General features: G+C 74.9%; 9 protein-coding genes. 4 read left to right on the forward strand and 5 right to left on the reverse strand.

All coding sequences use genetic code 11. The annotated features are described in order from the left end of the window. Positions 1–15 precede the first annotated feature (15 nt). The 3 genes from ACIPLC_RS17740 to ACIPLC_RS17750 form a co-directional block, all read right to left on the reverse strand. Positions 16–2,526, reverse strand: coding sequence for an FAD-dependent monooxygenase (locus ACIPLC_RS17740; protein WP_400473907.1), 2,511 nt, complete (start codon positions 2,524–2,526; stop codon positions 16–18). After that, positions 2,523–4,592, reverse strand: a complete 2,070-nt coding sequence (locus tag ACIPLC_RS17745) for an AMP-binding protein (RefSeq protein ID WP_400473908.1) — start codon at positions 4,590–4,592, stop codon at positions 2,523–2,525. Before ACIPLC_RS17745 ends, ACIPLC_RS17740 begins: the two co-directional genes overlap by 4 nt. Positions 4,593–4,848: 256 nt before the next feature. Continuing rightward, positions 4,849–5,838, reverse strand: a complete 990-nt coding sequence (locus ACIPLC_RS17750; protein ID WP_400473909.1) for a hypothetical protein — start codon at positions 5,836–5,838, stop codon at positions 4,849–4,851. 265 nt (positions 5,839–6,103) lie between these two features. On the opposite strand from ACIPLC_RS17750, the gene bla reads away from it, so the two are divergent. Further along, positions 6,104–7,018 (forward strand): class A beta-lactamase, encoded by a 915-nt coding sequence (gene bla, locus ACIPLC_RS17755; RefSeq protein WP_400473997.1) that lies wholly within the window; start codon positions 6,104–6,106, stop codon positions 7,016–7,018. A 184-nt stretch (positions 7,019–7,202) separates the two neighbouring features. On the opposite strand, the gene ACIPLC_RS17760 is transcribed toward bla, so the two are convergent. Both ACIPLC_RS17760 and ACIPLC_RS17765 read right to left on the reverse strand, forming a co-directional pair. After that, a complete protein-coding gene (locus tag ACIPLC_RS17760; protein ID WP_400473910.1) occupies positions 7,203–7,706 on the reverse strand; it encodes a GNAT family N-acetyltransferase in 504 nt (167 codons plus the stop codon). Continuing rightward, positions 7,703–9,028: a DUF6271 family protein gene (locus tag ACIPLC_RS17765; RefSeq protein ID WP_400473911.1), complete on the reverse strand. Its 1,326-nt coding sequence runs from the start codon at positions 9,026–9,028 to the stop codon at positions 7,703–7,705. The genes ACIPLC_RS17760 and ACIPLC_RS17765 overlap by 4 nt, the downstream gene beginning before the upstream one ends. A gap of 374 nt (positions 9,029–9,402) precedes the next feature. On the opposite strand from ACIPLC_RS17765, the gene ACIPLC_RS17770 reads away from it, so the two are divergent. The 3 genes from ACIPLC_RS17770 to ACIPLC_RS17780 all read left to right on the forward strand — a co-directional run bounded on the left by ACIPLC_RS17770 (position 9,403) and on the right by ACIPLC_RS17780 (position 12,552). After that, entirely contained in the window at positions 9,403–10,596 is a 1,194-nt protein-coding gene (locus ACIPLC_RS17770; protein ID WP_400473912.1) for a peptidoglycan-binding protein, read from the forward strand. Positions 10,597–10,837: 241 nt separating this feature from the next. Beyond that, positions 10,838–11,488 carry a DUF2269 domain-containing protein gene (locus ACIPLC_RS17775; protein ID WP_400473913.1) on the forward strand — a complete coding sequence of 217 codons (651 nt, stop codon included), beginning with the start codon at positions 10,838–10,840 and terminating at the stop codon, positions 11,486–11,488. 56 nt (positions 11,489–11,544) lie between these two features. After that, complete coding sequence (locus ACIPLC_RS17780) at positions 11,545–12,552, forward strand: MsnO8 family LLM class oxidoreductase (protein ID WP_400473998.1); 1,008 nt, start codon at positions 11,545–11,547, stop codon at positions 12,550–12,552. The last annotated feature ends 224 nt before the right edge of the window (positions 12,553–12,776 follow it).

Genomic DNA, 12,776 nt, shown 5'->3' on the forward strand with positions numbered 1-12,776 from the left:
CTTCTCCTCGGCTGCTCAGCGCGGTTCGGGTGCGGTCGGGCTGTTCGGCGCGGTCCGGCTGTCCGCCGTGGGTGGGTTGTTCGCCGTGGTCGGGCTGTTCGTCGTGGCCGCGGTCGGCGGCCAGCGGCGGTGCACCGGCGTGGCCGGCTCGGCCAGCAGGTGCAGGCGCGGTGCGACCCGGTCGGCGTTCGGGCCCGGCGGTCTGCGGCTGCCCGCCGACCAGGGCCCGGGCCAGTGCGCGCCCGGCCCGGTGTAGCCCTGTTCGGCGGCGGCGTGCAGCGTCCAGAGCGGGTCGTACAGCTGGGCCCGCCCGATCGCGACCAGGTCGGCCCGCCCGGCGAGCAGCACGGAGTTGGCGTCGTCGGGTCCGGAGATCGCGCCGACCGCGATGGTCGGCAGGCCGGTGGCGGCGCGGATCAGTTCGGCGAACGGGGTCTGGTAGCCGCGGCCGTACGGTGGCCGCTGGTGGGCGACCACCTCGCCGGTGGACACGTCCACCGCGTCCGCTCCGCCGTCGGCCAGCGCGCGGCAGATCGTGACGGCCTCCGGTTCGGTGGTACCGCCGGGTGCCCAGTCGCAGGCCGAGATCCGCACCAGCAGCGGTCGCCCGGCCGGCCAGGCCGAGCGGACCGCCGCGAGCACCTCCAGCGGCAGCCGCAGCCGGCGGGCGAGCGGGCCGCCGTAGCGGTCGGTGCGGTGGTTGGTCAGCGGTGAGAGGAAGCCGGAGACGAGGTGCCCGTGGCCGAACTGCAGCTCCAGCGCGTCGAAGCCGGCCCGCGCGGCGCGTTCCGCCGCCTCGGCGAAGTCTTCGACCGCGGTGGCCAGTTGGGCGGAGCTGGCCGCGTGCGGTGGCGGGCTGCCGGGGCCCCAGGGGAGCGGGGAGGCGGCGAGCAGCGGCCAGCCGTCGGCGAGCGGGCGCCCGACCCCGTCCGGGCCGGGGGCGGCGGTGGCTCCCCGGCGGCCGGCGTGGGTCAGCTGGAGGCCGAGCGGGGTGTCGCTCACCGCGCGGACGGCGTCGACGAGTTGGCGCCAGGCCGTCTCCTGGCGGTCGTTCCACAGCCCCGGGCAGCGGTCGGTGGCCCGGCCCCCGGGGCTGACGGCGGTCATTCCGGCGAGGACCAGCCCGGCGCCGCCGAGGGCGTGCGCGGTCAGCTGGGCCCGGTCGAAGCCGCTGGGCAGGGTGTCGGTGGAGGTGAAGGTGGCGAGCGGGGGCACCACGACGCGGTTGCGCAGCTCCAGCGTGCCGAGCTTCAGCGGTCGGAACATCGGCGGCACGCCGGGCCGGCCGCCGGCGGCGGCGTCCACCGCGTCGACGAATCCGGGGTCGCGGGCCCGCAGGTTGCCGTAGGTGACCCGGCGGCTGCGGGTGAGCAGGTTGAACGCGAACCGGTCGGCGTCCTGCCCGGCGCGCCGGTCCACCGTCTCGAACCACTCCAGGCTCGCCTGCGCGGCCCGCTGGGTGGACTCCACCACCGGGCGCCGCTCCGCCTCGTAGGCGGCCAACGCCTCGTCCAGCACGGGCTGTTCGTGCAGGCTCGCGGCGAGCGCGAGGGCGTCCTCCAGGGCGAGCTTGGTGCCCGAGCCGATCGAGAAGTGCGCGGAGTGCGCCGCGTCGCCGAGCAGCACCACGTTGCGGTGGCGCCAGCGGGCGTTGCGTACGGTGGTGAAGCGGATCCAGCGCGAGGCGTTCGGGATCAGCCGGTGGCCGTCCAGGTGCCCGGCGAGCAGGTCGGCGCAGCGCCGTACGCTCGCCTCGTCGCTCTCGCCGCGGGCCGGCTCCCGGGATGGCTTCCGGGCGGCGAGGGCGTCGAACCCGGCCCGGCGCCAGGCGTCTTCGGCGATCTCCACGATGAAGGTGGAGCGGGTCGCGCTGTACGGGTAGGCGTGCACCTGGAGGGTGCCGAAGTCGAACCGCTCGACGATGAAGGTGAAGGCCTCGAAGACCTTGTCGGTGGCGAGCCAGATGTAGCGGCAGTGCCGCTCGTCCAGGTCGGGCCGGAAGGTGTCGGCGTAGGCCGCGCGGGTGCCCGAGTGGATGCCGTCGGCGGCGACCACCAGGTCGTACTCGGCGGCGAGTCGGTCGACCGGCGGGGCGGGGGTGCGGTAGCGCACGTCCACCGCGAGGCGTTCGCAGCGCTGTTGCAGGATCGCGCGCAGGCGGTTGCGGTCGAGCGCCGCGAAGCCGTGCCCGCCGCAGGTGCGGACCTCGCCCGCGTGGCGCACGTCGATGTCGCTCCAGCGGGCGAACTCGGTGCCGATCGCGGCGAAGACCTCCGGGTCGGCCTGGGCGATGCCGTCCAGCGTCTCGTCGGAGAACACCACGCCGAAGCCGAACTCGTCCTCCCGGCCGTCGCGTTCGAACACGGTGATCTGTCGGTGCGGCGCCAACCGCTTGGCGAGCGCGGCGAAGTAGAGCCCGCCCGGACCGGCGCCGATCACCGCGATGCGGCGGGCCGCGGTGGGGTGGGTCGTGGCGCGGCGGGTCTCGGTGGAGTGGGTCGCGGTGGGGTGGGCCGAGGTGGTCACCGCACCACCTCCGGCTGCTGCGGCCCGGCCTCGGCCAGCGCGCGGCGCACCGGCGCGGGCCAGGGCTCGGCGCCCTTGGCGTTCGGCGCGGCGTGCACCACCGACATCCGGCCGGACGCGGCCAGGCCCTGCGGGCCGTGCACCTCGAAGGCGTAGTGCAGCGAGGAGCCGCCGACCCGGACCACCCGCAGCTCGGTGCGGACCAGGTCGCCGAACCAGAGCCGCTCGCGGTAGTCGGCCTCGAAGTGCACCCGCGGGATCCGCCCGAACAGCTCGGCCAGGCCCAGCCGGCGCAGCAGCGCCGCCTCCGCGGCCTCGGCCCAGCGCTGCACGGCCGAGAAGTGGTAGTGCCCGGCGGCGTCGGTGTCGGACCACTCGACCCGGCGTTCGATCGCCACGCTCGCCGGGGCGCTCGCCGTGCCGGCCGGGGCGGTGCCGCCGTCGTCCGGGGCGGTCGTGGCCCGCCGGCGCAGCTCGGCGCGGTGCAGCTTGCCGGTGGCGGTGCGCGGCAGCCGGGTGACGAACTCGACCGCGCGCGGGTACTTGTACGGCGCGATGGTCCGTTTGACGTGCTCCTGGAGGTTCCGCACCTGCTCCGGCCCGGCGGGCGCGCCCTCGCGCAGCACCACGTAGGCCTTCACCACCGTGCCGCGCCGTTCGTCCGGCGCCCCGACCACCGCGCAGTCGGCGACGTCGGGGTGGGCGGCGAGGGCCTGTTCGACCTCGGGGCCAGCGATGTTGTAGCCGGCCGAGACGATCATGTCGTCGTTGCGCGCCTGGTACCAGAAGTAGCCGTCCCGGTCGCGGACGTAGGTGTCGCCGGTCAGGTTCCAGCCGTTGCGGACGTAGTCGCGCTGGCGCTCGTCGTCCAGGTAGCGGCAGCCGGTCGGGCCCTTGACGGCGAGCAGCCCGGGCACGCCGTCCGGCACCGGCCGGCCCTGTTCGTCGAGGACGGCGGCCCGGTAGCCCGGGACGGGGCGGCCGGTCGCGCCGGGGCGGATGTCGCCGTCGGCGGCGGAGATGAACACGTGCAGCAGCTCGGTGGCGCCGATGCCGTCGATCAGCCGCTGCCCGGTGGCCGCGTGGAACGCCGCCCAGAGGGCGGCGGGCAGGTGCTCGCCGGCCGAGACGCAGCGCCGTACGCCGGACAGGCGGCCGGCGAGCCCGGCGGCCAGGATCGCCCGGTAGGCGGTCGGCGCGGTGAACAGCACGCTGACCCGGTGCCGGTGGACCTGCTCGGCGAGCTGCTCGGGGGTGGCCTGCTCCAGCAGCAGGCTGGCGGCGCCGGCGCGCAGCGGGAAGACGGCCAGGCCGCCGAGGCCGAAGGTGAAGGCGAGCGGCGGGGTGCCGGCGAACAGGTCGTCGGGGGTGGGGCGCAGGACGTGGCGGGAGAAGGTGTCGGCGTTGGCGAGCACGTCGCGGTGGAAGTGCAGGGTGGCCTTGGGCCGTCCGGTGGTTCCGGAGGTGAAGGCGATCAGTGCGACGTCGTCGGCGGCGGTCGGGACGGCGGTGAATCCGGCGTCCTTGGCGGCGCAGCGGGCGGTCAGGTCCTGCGGGCCGGGCCCGCCGAAGGCGAGCACCCGCAGGCCGGGGGTCTCGGCCCGGGCGAGGTCGTCCAGGTAGCGGTGGTCGCACAGGGCGATGGCGGGCCGGGCGATCCGGTGCAGTCCGGTCAGTTCGGCGGGACGCAGCAGCGGCATGGTGCTGACGGCCACGCCGCCGGCCTTCAGGACGCCGAGCCAGCAGGCCACCAGCCAGGGGGTGTTGGGGCCGCGGAGCAGCACCCGGTTGCCGGTGGCCAGGCCGAGGTCCTCGGTCAGCAGCCGGGCCACCCGGTCGGCGTGGTCGCGCAGTTCGCCGTAGGTCCACTGGTCGGTGGGGGTGAGCAGGCAGCGGCGGTCGGGGCCGTACCGGGCGATTGACCCGTCGAGCAGTGCCTGGGCGCAGTTCAGCCGGTCCGGATAGGACAACTCCGGTAGTTCGAAGAGGAGTTCTGGCCACTGGTCGAAGGGCGGGAGATGGTCGCGACAGAACGTGTCCACGTGTGCGGAGGGGGATAGCTCCATGGGCGGGCACCTCATCGTGCGAGCGGGGAGTGAGGCCAGTATGGCGTGCTGGTGACGCCAGTCAAGAGAGCGATACATGCATTCGGGGGAGCGGGCCCGCGCAGCCGCACCGGTGGCCCCACCGGTGGCCCCGCGCAACGGCAGCCGCACCCGGCGACCGGTTCGGTCGGGGTGCGGCGGGTTCGGTCGGGGGTGCGGTGCGTTCGGTCGGGGCTGCGGTGCGTTCAGCCGGGGGCGCGGCAGGAGGGTGGCCGGGTCAGGCGGTGGCCCCCTGGGCGGCGGCGTCGGGCTCGCGGCCGTCCTCGGCCTGCTGGGCGCGTTCGGCCAGCAGCCGGGCGAACAGGGCCAGCACCGGAGTGGCGGCGTCGGCGACCGGGCCCGAATCGCGGACGTACAGCAGCGTGCCGCCGACCCGCACCAGGGCCTCCGCCCCCTCCGCGCCGTGCGTCCGGGCCGCGCGCTGGTCGCCGATCGAGGGGAGGGGGACGGCGGCGGCCGCGTCGGTGCCGCCGACGTGGGCGAGCATCGTGTCGAAGGCCCGGCCGGCGGCGTCGGCGGAGGCGAAGGTGACCACGGTGAACTGTGCGCTGTGCGTGGTCACGGCACGGAACGTCACCGTGGCGTAGGCGAGTTGCTGGTCGCAGGCGTCCGGGAGCAGACAGGGCACGTCCTCGCCCGGGCCCGCCCCAGACTGCGGGCCGCTCTCCACCTGCCAACCGCCCGGCATGGCCCGCAGGCCGGGCAGCACGCCCTGCACCTGGGCGGGGTCGCGCAGCGTCCGCCCGGCGTGGGCCAGGTCGGGCCCGCCCGGCCGCAGCAGCGGGCGCGACCCCAGATTGATCCCGACGGCGACCAGGGCGGCGACCACGACCAGTGCCAGCGTGACGACGACGGGAGCGGCGCCATGCCGGGCGGCCCGGGCCCGGGCCCCGGCGACCGCCGGATCCACCCGGAGGTGGACGGTCGGCGGGTCGGCGGGCCGGCCGAGCTCGGTGGTGGCCAGGTACCGGGCGAACGCCGGGTCCGTGGCGAGCAGTTCGCCGACGGCGGTGGTCAGCCCGGCCCGTGCCCGGTCGTCGCCCGGGTCCGCCTCGACCGCGTCCACGGCCCGGGCGCCCTCCGGCGTCGCCCGCAGCCGCGCCCGCACCAGATCCGCCACCGCCCGCCCCGGGCCGCCCGCCACCCCCGCGGCCGCCCGTACCAGCACACCCACCACGACGGGCACCAGCCCCTGGCCGTCCCCCATGGCAACTCCCCCCGCCCCACGAGCCGTTGCCCCCACGATCCCGGACCGGAGGACGCCGCGCGCCCCGCCGGACGGAACGGAGACGGAACTGCAACCGGGCCCGGACGGGGGCGGGGCGGGCGTGGCCAGGGGGGCCACTGCTACCCGGACGGGCCGGTCGAGGGAACGGATCCGCCGCGAGCCGCGTCTCGACAGGGGACGGACGGATGTCGGACACCTGGACCGCACCGTCGTCATGCCCGGTGTCCCGTACGAGCGGAGGAAGATGATCATGGACGTGCGTCCGAGTCGGCGTGGAGTGCTGTCCGGGGTCGCCGCGACGGCGCTCACCGTCGTGCTGCCCACCGGCGGAAGGGCCTTCGCCCAGGGTGCGGACGGCGCGGAGACCGCCGCCCGCCTGCGTGCGCTGGAGCAGGCGCACTCCGCGCGGCTGGGGGTCTTCGGGCGTGATCTGGCCACCGGCAGGACGGTGCTGTACCGGGCGGACGAGCTGTTCCCGATGTGTTCGACGTTCAAGACGATCGCCGTCGCCGCGGTGCTGCGGGACCTCGACTCCGACGGCGAATTCCTCGCCCGGCGGATCCGCTACGGCGAACAGGACGTCGAGAGGTCCGGCTACGCGCCGATCACCGGCCTGCCGGACAACCTGGCCAACGGCATGACGGTCGCGGACCTGTGCGCGGCCGCCATCGAGTACAGCGACAACACCGCGGCCAACCTGCTGCTGCACGAACTCGGCGGCCCGGGCGTGGTGACCGGCTTCTGCCGCTCCATCGGCGACGGGGTGACCCGGCTCGACCGCTGGGAGCCGGAACTGAACTCGGCGGAGCCGGGGCGGGTGACCGACACCACGAGCCCCCGCGCCCTCGGCCGGACGTACGCCCGGCTCGCCCTCGGCGACGCCCTCGAAGCGCCGGATCGGGAGCGGCTCACCGGGTGGCTGCTGGGCAACACGACCAGCGGCAACCGCTTCCGCGCCGGACTGCCCAAGGACTGGACCGTCGCGGACAAGACCGGCTCCGGCCGCTACGGCACCGCCAACGACGCGGGCATCGCCTGGCCGCCCGGCCGGGGGCCGATCGTGCTGGCGGTCCTGTCCACCAAGCGCGACGCCGCCGCGCCGGCGGACGAGGCGCTGATCGCCGACACCGCGGCCCTGGTGGCGGCCGTGCTGTCCTGACCTGGCCGACGCGGCTGACCGGCGGCCGTGCTGTCCTGACCTGGCCGGCGCGGCCTCACCGGCGGCCGTGCTGTGCTGCTCCCGTCGGGCGCGGCTGACCGGTGTACGGGACCGGTCGTGGGGGGGGGGGGGGGGGCCCCCCCCCCCCCCCCCCCCCCCCCCCCGCCGCCCGACCCGGCGCAGGTCAGCCGGGCGTCACCGGCATCGACATGTAGACGGCGCGCTTGCCGTAGCAGGCCGGGACCGCCACGTCCCGGTGCGCGCGGTAGCCGAGCAGCCGCAGCAGGATGTCCGCCCCGCGCACCGCGACCATCGAGATCCGCTCGTAGCCCAGCTCCTCCGCCCGCTCCCGGAAGTGCCGGATGAACCCCAGCGCGACGTCCCGGCCGCGCAGGTCCTCGGCGATCACCAGGTCGTGCACGTGCAGGTTGTCCGAGGCGAACACCGCCTCCTCCGACCGATTGAGGTCCGGGCAGCGCAGCGGTGGGTACGGCAGGCTCAGCAGGTAGCCGCGGACCGTGCCGCCCTGCTCCAGCACGAAGCAGGTCCGCGGCGAGGCGAGGGCGCGGGACTGCAGCGCCTCCCGGCCCTCCGACAGGCCGTCGGCCGCGTAGGCGTCGTGTTCCAGCGCGACCACGGCGTCCCAGTCGCCGTCGGCCAGGAGCCGGATCCGGAGGTCCTCGCTCACCAGGCCGGAACCTCCGAAGCGGTGCCGAGCCCCTCCGCGCGGGAGGCGGCCACCAACGCCGCCCAGGCCTCCATCAGCACCGCCCAGCGCGCGGCGTCCTCCTGTGCCTCGTCCAGGAGCTGCTGGCGCTTCTCGGCCACCACGTCCGCGAGCTCGGCGTACTTGCCGCCCAGCTTGCGGTAGGAGCGGTCCAGGACGTCCAGGCAGTGCTCGTTCCCGGCCCGGTCCCAGTCGACGCTGCCCCGCACCAGGTCGAGGATCGGCTCGACCTTCAGCCCGTGCCGCTCGTCCAGCATCCCGCGGCCGAGGTCGATCATCCCGCCGTAGACCGGGTACAGGTACAGCATCGAGAGCAGGAACTTGACGAACCGCAGCTGGTAGTTGATGAAGCCGGCGCCGGTGCGGCGCTCGGGCGTGTAGTAGTTGACGATGTGGCGGTTGTGGACGACGCCGGGCAGCCGGGAGTGGACCATGGCGTGCAGCAGGGCGTAGTCGCTGCCGATGGTCTCGAGCGAGGGCAGCAGCGGCAGCACCTCGTAGGCCCGGTGGTCCAGGGCGATGTTGCACATGTAGACGTCCCAGATGTCGGGCACGCCGACGACGGAGTGGTCGGTGCTGAACGGCTCGGAGCCGGCGCCCTTGAAGGAGACGTCCACCATCGCGTCCTTCTCCTCCTCCGACCACACCGGCGGGGCCCACAGGCGCACCACCTCGCGGTAGACGGCCGGGTCCAGCTCGTGGATCTCGCCTATGTCCACGTTGAGTTCGCCGATGAAGGAGCCGCTGACCAGCATCACCGGCTTGTCCGCGTCGGCCGGGTCGAGTTCGGAGCGGGACACGCCGGCCACCGCCTCGCCGGCCGGTCGGCCGATCGAGAGCAGCTCCTGGTGGATCGGGAACATCTTCCGACCGTCGACGACCTGGAAGTCGAAGTCGTCGTTGCGCAGGTGCGCCGAGGTGCAGCCCAGGGCGGCCGCGCCCAGGAAGAGCCGGTTGACGCAGGAGCCGTACGCGACGGCCTGCGGGAGCATCATGTCGAGCAGCAGTTCGGGGTCGGCGGCGCCGGAGCGCTCGGTCACCCGGCGCAGGAACTCCCGCTGCTGCGCCTCGCCGAGGTGGTGGACGACCACGCCGGGGGTGGGCTCCAGCGCGGCCACGGCGCCCGCGTTCTCCGCGAACTCGACGGCGCCGGTGGTGTCGAGGATGAGGAGGTGCACCTCGACCCCGAAGTTCGCGACGGCGTAGGCCGCCTCCTCGGCGAGTTCCGCGATGGTGCCGGGGCAGGGTCGCATGGTGGGCAGGGCGAGGCAGACTCGTTGCATGGCGATGGAATCTCCGTCGGGTCGTCAGAATCGTGGCGGTGATGACGGTATGAGTGCTTTGAGCGCACCAACTTGGACTAGACCAGTTCCGAAGTCAACGATTGACAGGGCGGCTGCGACGGGGTGGAATGCGCCCCCGCCCGACGGCTTTCCGGAGCCTCTCGGGCTCCCTTCCGGGCAGGGCGGAGCGTGGGTCCGGCGGCGCGCGGCGCGGGCCCCCGGGTTCGTACGCTAGGACGAATTCCCATCACTGATCCGAACGGGCGCGCGGGTGTGGGCGGTTCATTGCCGTGGATTGCGCCGTTGGGGTCAATCCGGAGGGCGGACCTGCCGATACCCGCAACGACGTCCGTTCGCCGCCTGGAGGAGACCGCATGTCCGACCTGTGGCTGCCCGGTGCCGAGATCCACGACCTCGGCGACCACGCGCCGACCGACCAGCAGTACCCGCCGAAGGCCATCGCCCACATCACCTGGGACCGCAACGCCACCGCCGCCGCGCCGCAGGACTGGTGCTCGTTCGACGACCTGGTCAGCTACTTCACCGGCAGCGGCGCCGGCGATGCGCCGCACCTGATCTGGGATCCGTTCGGCGGCCGGATCGCCCAGCTGTTCCCGGCCGACTCCCGCTCGAAGAGCCTGCTCAGCCCGACGACGAGCCCGACCCGCACCAACCGGGCCGGCCGGGTGGTCATCCAGATCGAGGCCGTGTTCTTCCCCTACTGCCGCCACCAGGGCACCGTGTACCCGCGACTGGTCGACACCCCCTGCGCGGGCTGGGACCGGATCCACGCCTGGATCGCCTCCTGGGGCGTGCCCGACACGTGGCCGATGGGCCGCCCGGTCGACTTCACCAGCCACCGCGACGAGCAGGTGTGGGAGACCTGCGGCGGCTGGTACGCGCACGCCCACGTGCCGTTCAACGACCACACCGACCCCGGCTCCTGGCCCGACTTCACGGCCGGCCCCGGCACCCCGATCCCCCCGCCCTCGCAGCAGCCCCCGGCGCCCCCGGCGGACCCGGCCCGGTACCGGACCACCATCAACGGCCTCCAGTACGGTTACGGCGCCCAGGGCTACCAGGTCACCGTGGTCGGCCGGGCGCTCGTCGCCCAGGGCTTCGGCGCCCACTACCGCTCCGGCCCCGGGCCGAACTGGACCGACGCGGACACCGAGAACTACGCGGACTACCAGCGGAGTCTGGGCTACTCCGGCCAGGCGGCGGACGGCGTGCCGGGGGAGGGCTCGCTGCGGCGGCTGCTCGGCTACCTGCCCGGGCCCCGGACGGTGTCGCTCGCGCACGTCGTGGCGGCGGCCCGCACCGACCCCGGCGCCGAGCAGGGGCACCGGACGTACGGTGCCGAGGTGGCGATCGTCGAGCAGGCCCTGGCGGACGAGGGGCTGCTCGAACAGCGCTGGGTGGACGGCTCGTTCGGCAGCCTGACGGTCACCGCCTACGCCGGGTGGCAGCGCCGCTGCGGGTACGCGGACGCCGCCGCGGACGGGATCCCGGGGCAGGACTCGCTGCACCGGCTGGGCGCGGCGCAGGGCTTCGCGGTCACGGACTGACCGGGGGCGCGGGGTGCGTGCGGGGCTGCTCCCGGGTACCGCCGGGGTGCTCCCGGGATAGGTCCGGGGTAGATCCGGGGTAGGTCCGGAGCACTTCCGGGGGAGGTGGGCGACGGGGCCGGAGCGGGGGCGCGTACTCGCCTCGGAGTAGTCGAGGTTACTTCCATCGGCAGATGCCCGACGAGGGCCGACCGGGTCAGTCTGGTCTCGTCCTCGTGGCCCTGACTCGAAGGAGGTACCCGTGCGCTCGTCCACCGGAGCGGAGCCGGCGTCGGACCAAGGCGCCCACCGGCCGGTCGCCCAACGGCGGCCGACCGGGCGCCGGTTGTCGCCGTCGGCGCGCAATCGCCTGGTCGTCCTGCACGTCACCGTCTCGGTGAGCTGGCTGGCACTGATGCTCTGCCTGCTCACCCTGGCGGTGACGGCGCTGACCACCGACGACGCCGACCGGCTGAGAACGGCCTACCGGGCGATGGGCATCCTCGGCGACGCGCTGATCCTGCCGCTCAGCCTGCTCACCTTCCTGAGCGGGGTGGTGCTGGGGCTCGGCCTGCTCACCTTCCTGAGCGGGGTGGTGCTGGGGCTCGGCACGTCCTGGGGCCTGTTCCGGTACTACTGGGTGAGCACCAAGTTCTGGCTGACCCTCGGGGCGATGGCCGCCTCGGTCCTCGCCCTCACCGACCGGCTGCACGACGCGGTCCGGGTGGTGGACGCGCACCCGACCGGGCCGATCGCGGCGATGGACCTCGGGTTCGTCCGCTACGCCACGGTGATCGCCCCGTCCGTCGCCCTGGCTCTCTACCTGTTCAACGTCGTCCTGTCAGTGTTCAAGCCCTGGGGCCGGCGGCCGGGCGGCGCCCGGCGCGGCCGAATACCGGGGGCGGCCTCCTGAGCGGTCGGCCCGCGCCGGGGGAATGCCCGGCTCGGTGGCGGGCGTTGTCCACCGACGTGACCAGCGCGACGCCCACGACCAGGCTCTCCGTCCTCGACCGCTCCCGGACCAGACGGGGCGAGGAGCCGGCGCAGGCGCTGCGGGACACGGTGGCCTTCGCCCGCGAGGCCGAGCGGCTCGGGTACCACCGCTTCTGGGTCTCCGAGCACCACGGCGTGCCCGGGGTGGCGGGATCGGCGCCGACCGTGCTGGCCGCGGCGGTGGCGGCCGCCACCACCCGGATCCGGGTCGGTACGGGCGGGGTGATGCTGCCCAACCACCGGCCCATGGTGGTGGCCGAGCAGTTCGGGGTGCTCGCCTCGCTCTTCCCCGGCCGGATCGACATGGGGCTCGGCCGCTCCGTCGGGTTCACCGACGGCGTCCGGCGGGCGCTGGGCCGGGAGAAGGACTCCGCGGACGACTTCGGCGCCCAGCTGGCCGAACTGCTCGGCTACTTCGACGGCTCGCAGCAGACCCACCCCGGCGTCCACGCCCGCCCGGCCGAGGGCCTACGGGTGCCGGCCTTCGTCCTGGCCACCGGCGCGGGCGCAGACCTGGCGGCCGACGCCGGGCTGCCGCTGGTCATCGCCGCCGCGCGGGGAGAGGAACGGATGCTCGCGGCGATCGACCGCTACCGCAGCCGGTTCCGCCCCTCGGCGCAGGCCGCCGAGCCGTACGTGGTGGTCTCGGGCACGGTCGCGGTCGCCGGGAGCGCCGACCGGGCGAGGGAACTGCTCGTCCCGGAGGCGTGGTCCGGCGCATACTCCCGCACCCACGGCGAGTTCCCACCGCTGGCCCCCGCCGCCGAGATCCTGGCCCGGCCGATGAGCCCGCGCGAGCACGCCGCCTACGAGCAGTCGCTGAAGGGCCACATCGCGGGCACCCCGGAGCAGGCCGCCGCCGAACTCGCCGCGCTGGTGGCGCGCAGCGGCGCGGACGAGTTCCTGATCACCACCAGCACCTACGACCGCGCCGCGCTCCTGGACTCCTACCGGCTGCTCGCCGAGGCGGTCGGCCAGGTCTGAGGCCGTCGGCCAGGGCCGCGGCCGTGCGCGCCGCCGCGCACCGGCACCGCCACGGCGCACCGGCACCGCCACGGCGAGCACGAGCAGGATGCCGGCTGGGCCTCACCGCCCTGGTCGCGGGCTGCCGGGCACTGCCGGCCTGACCGTTTCCGCTCCGCCATCCGATTTCTGAGCAGGCGTGATGACCTGCTACTGTTCTTCTCGTCGGGAGGGAAACGATCTCC

Origin of the sequence: Kitasatospora sp. NPDC086801, assembly GCF_044745805.1 — a bacterium.
In the GTDB taxonomy this organism is placed as follows: Bacteria; Actinomycetota; Actinomycetes; order Streptomycetales; family Streptomycetaceae; genus Kitasatospora.

Coding starts and splice junctions, on each gene's coding strand:
- ACIPLC_RS17745 (WP_400473908.1), bottom strand. CDS start 4,592: ATGGAGCTATCCCCCTCCGCACACGTGGACACGTTCTGTCGCGACCAT.
- bla (WP_400473997.1), top strand. CDS start 6,104: ATGATCATGGACGTGCGTCCGAGTCGGCGTGGAGTGCTGTCCGGGGTC.
- ACIPLC_RS17770 (WP_400473912.1), top strand. CDS start 9,403: ATGTCCGACCTGTGGCTGCCCGGTGCCGAGATCCACGACCTCGGCGAC.
- ACIPLC_RS17750 (WP_400473909.1), bottom strand. CDS start 5,838: ATGGGGGACGGCCAGGGGCTGGTGCCCGTCGTGGTGGGTGTGCTGGTA.
- ACIPLC_RS17765 (WP_400473911.1), bottom strand. CDS start 9,028: ATGCAACGAGTCTGCCTCGCCCTGCCCACCATGCGACCCTGCCCCGGC.